7 protein-coding genes, 1 rRNA gene and 1 pseudogene are annotated in these 8,919 nt (G+C 37.5%); all 9 read right to left on the minus strand.

What is annotated here, in order from left to right:
- Window positions 1-48: 48 nt before the first annotated feature.
- The 9 genes and pseudogenes from RMY31_RS14455 to rrf all read right to left on the minus strand — a co-directional run bounded on the left by RMY31_RS14455 (window position 49) and on the right by rrf (window position 8,898).
- Window positions 49-876, minus strand: a complete 828-nt coding sequence (locus tag RMY31_RS14455) for a hypothetical protein (protein WP_322658906.1) — start codon at window positions 874-876, stop codon at window positions 49-51.
- A 45-nt stretch (window positions 877-921) separates the two neighbouring features.
- Complete coding sequence (locus RMY31_RS14460) at window positions 922-1,971, minus strand: hypothetical protein (RefSeq protein WP_322658907.1); 1,050 nt, start codon at window positions 1,969-1,971, stop codon at window positions 922-924.
- 55 nt (window positions 1,972-2,026) lie between these two features.
- Window positions 2,027-2,815, minus strand: coding sequence for a hypothetical protein (locus tag RMY31_RS14465; protein WP_322658908.1), 789 nt, complete (start codon window positions 2,813-2,815; stop codon window positions 2,027-2,029).
- An 81-nt stretch (window positions 2,816-2,896) separates the two neighbouring features.
- A complete protein-coding gene (locus tag RMY31_RS14470; protein WP_322658909.1) occupies window positions 2,897-5,644 on the minus strand; it encodes a hypothetical protein in 2,748 nt (915 codons plus the stop codon).
- A complete protein-coding gene (locus tag RMY31_RS14475; RefSeq protein ID WP_322658910.1) occupies window positions 5,577-5,969 on the minus strand; it encodes a hypothetical protein in 393 nt (130 codons plus the stop codon). Before RMY31_RS14475 ends, RMY31_RS14470 begins: the two co-directional genes overlap by 68 nt.
- Window positions 5,970-6,005: 36 nt before the next feature.
- The gene (locus RMY31_RS14480; RefSeq protein WP_322658911.1) at window positions 6,006-6,626 is read right to left on the minus strand and encodes a hypothetical protein; all 621 of its coding nucleotides are present in this window, start codon (window positions 6,624-6,626) and stop codon (window positions 6,006-6,008) included.
- 986 nt (window positions 6,627-7,612) lie between these two features.
- Window positions 7,613-7,774, minus strand: a pseudogene (locus tag RMY31_RS14485) (ISKra4 family transposase); the annotation flags it as partial.
- A 149-nt stretch (window positions 7,775-7,923) separates the two neighbouring features.
- The gene (locus RMY31_RS14490; RefSeq protein WP_409877950.1) at window positions 7,924-8,067 is read right to left on the minus strand and encodes a hypothetical protein; all 144 of its coding nucleotides are present in this window, start codon (window positions 8,065-8,067) and stop codon (window positions 7,924-7,926) included.
- A gap of 713 nt (window positions 8,068-8,780) precedes the next feature.
- Window positions 8,781-8,898 (minus strand): 5S ribosomal RNA (rrf, locus tag RMY31_RS14495).
- Window positions 8,899-8,919: the final 21 nt, after the last annotated feature.

The raw sequence follows: 8,919 nt of genomic DNA on the forward strand, positions 1-8,919 counted from the left end.
AAAATTCAATCAGTCAGCATATAAATTACAAAATCACAAATTAAAAATTCATCTTAAAAAATTGTCAGACTTGTTTCTATTAGTACATTGCTTTAATTGTTCTTCAGTCAAGTTACTATATTCATCTAGTAAACACAGATTCCGAATTTCATAAATTTCTAATTTGTCAGTACGGTTGCTATAAATTGCTTTTTGCAGGTTGGTACTATTTTCGTCTAGGGGATAAGCAAAAGAATCTACTGCTTGAACTAGTAAATCTTTATTAAAAGTAGTGATTTTTGTTCTATTATCACTTCGTTTTTTTTGAATTATGTCAGCTACCATTCCCACTCGCCACTTACCTGGTGCAATTTGTTTGGGAGGATAAATCCGCTTGATAATTAACTGTGCTGACATAGCTTGATTGGGATTGGTTGCAAAAATTTCTGGTGGTGTGATTTGGGCGATCGCACTTAAAAAACCTTTACGAAAATCTTCTGATAAGGCAAAACTTGCTACCCAACTACTAGTAGTAACTTTTTGGCTACCTCCTTGTGATGTTTTAACGAGTATTCCTGGATCTGGCAAAGGTTTTGTGACTTCTTCAAAGTTTTTTGGTGGGAGAGTTCCAGACCAGTTAAACATTGATGTCATCGTTTTACTGATAAATTGCCGAATTGCTTCGGGATCTCTTGCTAAATCATCAGTAGCTGCTATTGGTTTACCATCTATCATCTGTACAAAACTCGGCGGTTTTCTCAGACTAAGTTGGCGAATCTGCAATCCTTGGGAAATGAATAAGATTAACACCAATAGATGCAAACTAAAAGTAGCGATCGCAAAGGTTGTCAAAACACTTCCGGTTCGTTGTTGTTTTTTCTTGAGTAAATTAACCATTTTCTCATCCCACAACTAAAACTGCTTATCTAACCTGCTACCAACTTATATTCTGTCTCTTACCAATGAAGCCGTATTACTAATAGCATTGAAAACTGCAAAGCCTCCTGCACCAGCTACTATCAAAGATAAAAGTGGTGCTAAAATTCCCAGAAAAATTATGAACCACATCAAGTCTGGATTGGCATTATAATCTTGTGCTGGCCCATTCACAATTACTGTGGCAGTCAACACAGCAACAATATTGAATGAAATCTTGGCAATTCCAGCAGATAAAAACCCCGTCAGCCAAGCAAAAATGGGTTTTCCGGTTACGGGAAGCAAAGACCCACCGACAGCCAGTGGCCCTAACGCCGCTATCAGCAACATAGTAGCTTCTATTAAATTTTGAAAAGCATATTGTAAGGAAAAGAAAAAGTTTTTAATAGTAGTTTGTACAGTATTACCCAAGAAAGCATTAAACGTAGTATCTGAGATAATTCCTGTACCAAACCTAATTTGATTTACCTGATTTTCTAGCCGATCTATCCAAGTTTTATTTCCATATAAATTTCTATATTCCTGCCAGAGATCGTCGATTTGGTCGCTGGCTTTGGCAAAGCATTGGGTTTGTTGTTCGCCACTAAGTGACTGACAAGGACGAAGTAACGAACCAGCTACTTCTTCCGCAACACTCATACTCACCGCTTGCTGATAAGTTTGGTTGGCATCAGCTGTAGTCACTACTTGTTGATTCACATTATTGATAAAATTTCTTACCCCTAATGTCAGATTAGAAAGTATACTGCCATTTCCAGAGTTACTTAATAGTAAGACAACCACAAAAGGCCAAATAAAAGCTGATATTGGACGAGAATATTCACTATATATTAAATCTTTCAGCCATTGAACCATAAAAAACAGTAGAGTTCCTACTGCGAAAAACACACCCAGATTTGTCAGCGAGCCATATAAGTTATTACTGGTGTTTGTTTGTAATAAATCCAGCCATTGATTATCCCAACTTTCAGCAATACTTCTAGCAGTTCTAGTACCATTATTGAGGGTATCATTGATGCCAAGTTGAGCAAATATTTGCCAGTTATAAATCTGCATTTTGATCGATCGGGCTTTCTCTAACAAGAAAGGTAGATGTAAAAATCGATGAATATTAATTGTCTGGGTTTCTCCCAAATAAATCCATTTGAGAAGCAGTGCGTAAAAGTCGTGCTGCTTCTGTTGATGAATCTACTCTCCGCGCACGATTCGACTCTTCTATTTGCTGAGAAATATTTGCTAAATTTAAGTTAGAGTATTGTAAAAACTGGTTTGTTTGTACTGTCTGAGCAAGCGTTTCACTGATAATTTTTGATTGATCTCCTTGAATTCTTATACTTTGCAACTGCAAATTAATTTGACTTGCATTTGCCTGTGCTGTTACTCGATCGGCAGCTTCCTTAATTCCAGGAATTTTACCAAGAATATCATTAATTATGCTTTGGTTATTTTCCTCAGCATTCTTGACTACTTCCTCGATATTTTTCAGGGTTGTCTGAGTATTTTGCAATTTGGCTTTCAATCGTACTTGTCCATTTACACCCATTAAACCTACCACAGAACCACGAGTAAGCAACCGATTGATTTCATTACCAACTGACGTTCCTCTAACCGCTGGATTATTCTCAAATTTATCTGATATGGAGTAGAGCGTTATATCATCCTGAATTTGTTGTCCAGCAGCAATAGGGTTAGGTATTTTCAATTCTCCTGTAGCACCACTCAGAGAACTTTGAGTCCTAATCTCTAGAGGCTTTAAAGTGTCGCTAAGATTATTGCTCAGATAGTTTTGCAAATCCACAGAGTAGGATTGAAAATCAGTCCAAACTTGACCTAATTGTGCCATTGCTGGTAAGACGACTAAGAATGATAAAGCAATTGTCAAAAAGGTAGTTTTTTGCATGAATCTGTACCTGAAATAACGTGAGTAACATTGTGTATCATTTTTTAAATTCTATTAAATATTGACTAGTTACCTCTCTTCTCAACTACCCCGCAACGAAGCCACTAACTGACGGGCAAATGCAGAAATCGCTTCGTATTTATCGCTGTAACGCTGCATTGCTTGTTTACGTGCAGCTTGTTCATTAGGATTGTTCGCAACTACCGCCAATTGTTCATAACCTGGATAATAGCGACAGAAAGTATAAATGCCATTGTCATCTAGCAACCATTGGCTGTAAACGCCTTCTTTGCGAGGAAAAAAGCTTTCTGTGGCATTCCGAGAAATAATTTGGCGGGGATATTTCAAGATGTTGATAAAACTATCTACCGCGACTGGCTGAATACGTCCTATCAATCGTGTTGTCAAGTTTTGTAAAATTTTAGATGCTGCTTTAGATTTAGCGATTGTGTCAGGGTCTTGCGCTGATAGAATAACCCTAATGCCAGCTTTGGCACCGTTTGCACAAATTCTGCCAACTAAATCAGAAATTTGGTCAAATTCAAATAGAATTGGTGCCTCATCAATGAAGAATATGGAAGCTGGACTACTTAATGCACGTCGTAGTGCTGCTGAATAAGCACTCAAAGATAGTACTGCGGCATCTTCGTTATCTGCTAGATTTCTGAGAGCAAAAACCAAAAGTTGTGCGTCGGTGGGAAAGCTAGATGGTGCAGAAATGGATTGTCCCACGCGACTAGAAAGCCAAAATTGTAAGCGTAAATGAATTTGACTAAGAGCATCTTCAACTCTGCCACTCATAGAATCTAATAGCAAATGTTCTGGCGAGCAGAAATAGAGAAAGTCTCTTAAAGTCGGGGTTTTCTGCCAAGCCTCACTACCAAATCCTCCTGCTATTGCCTGACGATATCGCTCTTTGATACCTTCATCAGTAAAGAAGGCTCTTAAAGCCAAGTTGAGTAGGGAACGCACAGTTTGCGCTAGTAGTTGATTTTCACTAGACGAGCCTAAAACCATGGTCATTAAGGCTGATTCTAGGAAGGCCGTATAATCCAGCATCCGATCGCGTTGTTCTTCTGGAGAGAGCGATCGCAAATCTGGCTGTTCAAACAAGTTATTTGATTGTTTGGAAATATCAAAATACGCCCCATTTCCTTCCATAAACTCTGTATAGTCGGTAAATGTAGATGTACCATCTGGTTTGGGAAAGTCCAATGCTACTACAGGAATGCCATGTGCTAAAGCCTGAGTTAAAATTCCTGACACCAATACTGATTTACCAGCACGAGTTGTCGCAAACAGCGCTAAGTTTTTGTGTTGGTTAAACAAATCTAGATGTACGGGTGTTCCTCCTTCTTCGGAAATCAACTCAAAACCGTGGCTATCACCTGCTTTAGTTAGTACTAAAGGCATTAATCCTGGAACTTCACTAGTTAAATACAGCTGTCGTCGATTAAAGGGTTTTACCATCAAACCCTCCCAGACTATTGGTAAAGATTGTAACCAAATCTTCCAGGTATACTCTGTTTCCCTGATCACCTGTGCTGGGCGTTGAAAACAATTTTCAATATATCTTGTGGCTTCATCTAATTTTTCTGGACTGGGACGATGCACAAAAATAGCAATACCTGTATAAATAGGTACTGCACCTTCGTATAATTGTTCTTGTGCAGCTACTGATTTCTTTAACTTTAATTGAGCGTTGACATCAATAGTTCTGCTTTTTTCTTGAGCCAGAATAGCTGTCATATTTGACTGCTTCAACACTCTTTGTAAAGTAGTTTTCACTAAGGTTGGATTTGCCGCAGTTAACTGACAAAAAATCTCTGTATCTACTACTGTTTCTCTAGCCAGCAGTTCCCAAAAATAGCGCAGTTGAGCAAATTTATTCGGCCAACCACCAGGTTTTTCTAGAAATGTTAGTGCCCCAATGTAACTATTCTTAACATTAATCCAGCGGCGATCGGCAGTAGGTATATTAGACTCCATCAGTAAAGTTGTACTATGGATATTCTCTATGAGTAATTTGGTACTAGCTAAGTCCGAAGAAACTTGTTCGTGTAGTCCATTTTCATCTAAATGGATTAATTGGGGAATCTCTATTGGCTGTGTATCATTAAATCTTCGCCAAATATCTCCCCAGAGTTCGTTAGCATTTAAAGGCTTGATATCTAACCCCATTTTGTTAGATAAAAGCTGCTCCCAACGAGAAAAACCTTGTTGGTAAGCATTTGTAATAATAGCTTCAATGCGCTGGTTTTCAATCTCTGCAAGCTCACCTTTGAATTTCAACCACCACAATTCCGCTCTACTTAACAGCTTTTCTATCCAATCGTCAGCATTGGTAGAATTTGGTTCAATAGTGTAAGTAACATAAAGTCGCAAAAATTTTGGCTTGCGAATACCAGAACTACTAAGTTCTTTTGTTCTAGCTCGTTCTGCCATCAACAAATATTTAATATCCCGTGATGGTGTACGCTTTACTAAGTCTGCTAGTTCTTGTTGGCGTTGTTTGTCTGAACTAAAAGACCCCATGTGCAATGTTAGTCTTTCACCTTCAGGAATATCTTTTAAACCAGATTCAATATTATTAAATATAGTATCTATTTGTTCATCTCTTAAGGTGGTATGAATGCCCCGACATTCAAAACCAAAAACGAAGCAAAACCTATCTCTTTGGGTTCCTTTGGTCAAAATGTAAGCACCAATATCTCGTCCATTTAGCGAGATGCGTAGCATTGTTGCTAAATGTAGAGCATCTTCAAATGGTGTTAATCTTGTTTCTTGACCTGCGATGCCGATGCTTTTTTTTCCGATTTTTTGCTTCATGGTTAACTTCCAGCAAGCTTTGATAACGAGCAAAGCCTCTAGTCCAAGTGGGAACTCCAATAAATTTACTTAAAAAGCGCCAACTCCTACCACCAGTTAATATCCACCAAGTAGCTATTCCCCAACCAGCTACTAGTACTGTCCACAACCATCTTTGAAAATCGTCTGAAAAAATTCCTCCAAAAATGCCATTTATGATAAAGTAGGAAGTCAAAGCGATGACTATCCAAGGAAAGATTTGATCCGCTGGAAGTGGCCCTAATGATGGTTGACTTCCTAATATTTGATTAACTGGACGAAATTCTTGTTCCTGCTTTTCAGACATAACTAATTTTTCAATTTTTCTTTACCTTGGTAAAGATTACCTACTATTATCACCAATAACAAAGCCCGTAAGTACATCAGCAACAGTAACAGCTACAACAACCAATAAAGGAACTCTGGCAATACTTTGCCAATCTTCATCTTTACGTACCGCGTTGATAACACCAATCAAAGAAACCGCAATATAGAGTAAGTAAATCGCCCGCAACACATTGAAGATTAAACTAACTGCTGCTTGAGTGCCAGTAGTATTTGTTGTTGTACCTTGTGTGAGATTATTTTTAAAAAAATCTTCAGCTCTCTTAAAAAATTGCGCTTGTGCAGGGGCTGCAAAATAGTCTAACCAAAACAAACTGAGGATGATGACTACTGCTAAGGTTTGTAATGGTATGAGCCATTGCCTTGGTAAATTAACTTGCTGTCCAATCCGATGTATGACTATTGCTATGAGACTGCCAAATAGCAAACAAAAAAGCAAGATAGGGCTTTTTAGGCTGATGACACTTAAAAATACGGCGCAAGCAATTAAAAAAGGTACAGATTCAACTAGGCTTAAACGCCAAAATTCCCAAGTCTCTCTGCATTTATGAGATGTGTTCGTAGCACTTACCTTTAAAATTTGGTAAAAATTTTTCACCTGATAACTATCTTTAGACATGTGTCAATTTCCTTATTATTTCTTACGGATAATAGTACTGTTCAAACTTTAACCTCTGATAATTTAACATCAACCTATAATCTTTTTTAAGGAATTTTTTATATTAAAATATAATATCTACTTTACCTATTACATATTATTAAGATTTTATTAACGTAATTTTAATAACTAGTTAAATTAATATTCTAGAAAAATTTTTTGGGACTTTCATAACTCCTATATACTTTCCACATTTTTGCTATGCAGAATTTAGAGTTTACCTAATCTAGTGTTAATTCCAGAAAATCTCTCATGCACACTATCTAGATTTATCTCAACATTGGAGAGTTTGCTAAATAATGATGATATTTAATCTGCTTTTTAATCTGATTTTCTTTGATATCCTCCTTAGCTCGGCTACTTTGTAGGCAAGCTTTCTATGCATATCTACGACTATCTATATCCCATTCGTTATAGTATGCTCCATAGTTACTGTGTATTCTAGTTTTACCATAGGAATAATATTTAAAATTTTATTAAGTGCGTACACCGTTCGGTGAAACCGTTCCCGAAGGGTAGGGGTTGCCGTTCGCGGTAGGGTCTCTGAAAGAGAAGGCATCGCCATTGATAATGCTTTGTATGATGAATAATATAACTTTGCTCTCTGTAATTACCCGCAACTTGCTTGATGTCAAAGTGGAGCATTTACACATTTTCGTTATACAACTTGAATTATTAAGTAATTCCATCAAGTTTAGCATAATTGTATCTAATTTTTTTATACAAAAATAATATTCAAGTCAAATGATAATATTTTGATTTTCTAGTTGACAATCCTAGGTATTAAAGATGAATAGTAACATACGCTTACACATGAGATTAGCTGATACACTTATTGGTAATGTGTTACCTGCGATCGCTCAACTAAAACTTTTTAAGTAGTAGTTATCAGGGAGTGCAGTCCGAAACACAGTTTAATAGAGAGCATCTAGTTTGGGCAGAAAGACTCAAATAGCAAGTAAACCATTGAGATAAGCACAATGAACAGAGAGGATTTGATTAACACTACTATCAACATTCCACTGTGCGCCAGAAATTTTTATCCTAGCTCCAATTTGTTTAATTGCAGACTCGGTTGCACCAGAACCAATAGAACAAAGTTGTTCAGCATTTGTTCAGAACTGTGGATTATTTATTAAAGACTTTGATCTAACGGGGTGACAAAGAAGCTACAAAGCAGACTGGATAAGAGCCATAGCACGTAGACCCTTCTGAAAATAGGGTATTTTACCGGGCTTTAAACGCATAAACTCAAGAGCTAAATCAGCAATTCGATTGCACCGACCCATAAAAGACCATATAAACCAATCCAAAAAGAGCTATGTTGTCGTGAAGAGCGTTTTAATTCTTGGAGACGACCGACATATTTTTGTAAACCCATTTTACCCAAATTGCGATACAAAGCTAATTCCCTTGCTGTGTAACCAGTTCGCCAGTTTTACACTATGAAACTCTCTATCACCTAATATGAGAATTTGATATCCCTTAAATAACCGCAACAACGGACGAATTAATTTTTTCTGCTCACTCAGAGCACTACATCCTCTTTTTGGTAAGCATAGCCAGTACACAGGAATTGCCCTTTTCTGTTCAATTAATTAAGCTGGATTACAAACACATTTTGCTCACGCCACTGTGTACGGTCAATGGCGAATCTTACTATTTTATCCTCTTGGCGAATGTTGTTTTTTACCCATCGTTTTATTAAGGGAAACCAGAGATATTGAATTGACAGTTATGGCAGTAGTAAAAATCTTTGGATACTCCGTCTGCGACTTTCAAATCTGATTGGTTGGGGAAATACCGTTGCTAGTTTTTCAATCGTGACGCTTTTGTGAAATTGTAATAGCATCACCAAGATTTGCAGCATCTTGTACTGTGTGGGTTAGGTAGTATTATCATTTGATAGGTCTTGTTGAGAATACTTGACCCATCTTTTTTTACCTTAAAACCGTCTCATTTCCCTATCTCAAATGCTTCAGCCCCTTTGTCACTCCTTCAAGACTTTGATATTGCATTCTTTGATGAAAATGGCATGACAGGTTTTTACTTTCTCAATCATAAAAGCCTCCTTTCTTTCATCTAGAGAGGAGGCTTTTTGTTTGTTAGTATAAAACCTGGCACAGAGCTATTGTGGCGGGAGGCAACCCTCCAACTATCGTGGCCGCAGCAGCGTTTCACCTCTGAGTTCGGGAAGGTATCAGCGTGGTTCCACCGCGCAATCAGCACCAGGAAAACTTGTTGGGTACAAAAC

It is taken from the genome of Dendronalium sp. ChiSLP03b (assembly GCF_034531165.2).
Lineage (GTDB): Bacteria > Cyanobacteriota > Cyanobacteriia > Cyanobacteriales > Nostocaceae > Dendronalium > Dendronalium minutum.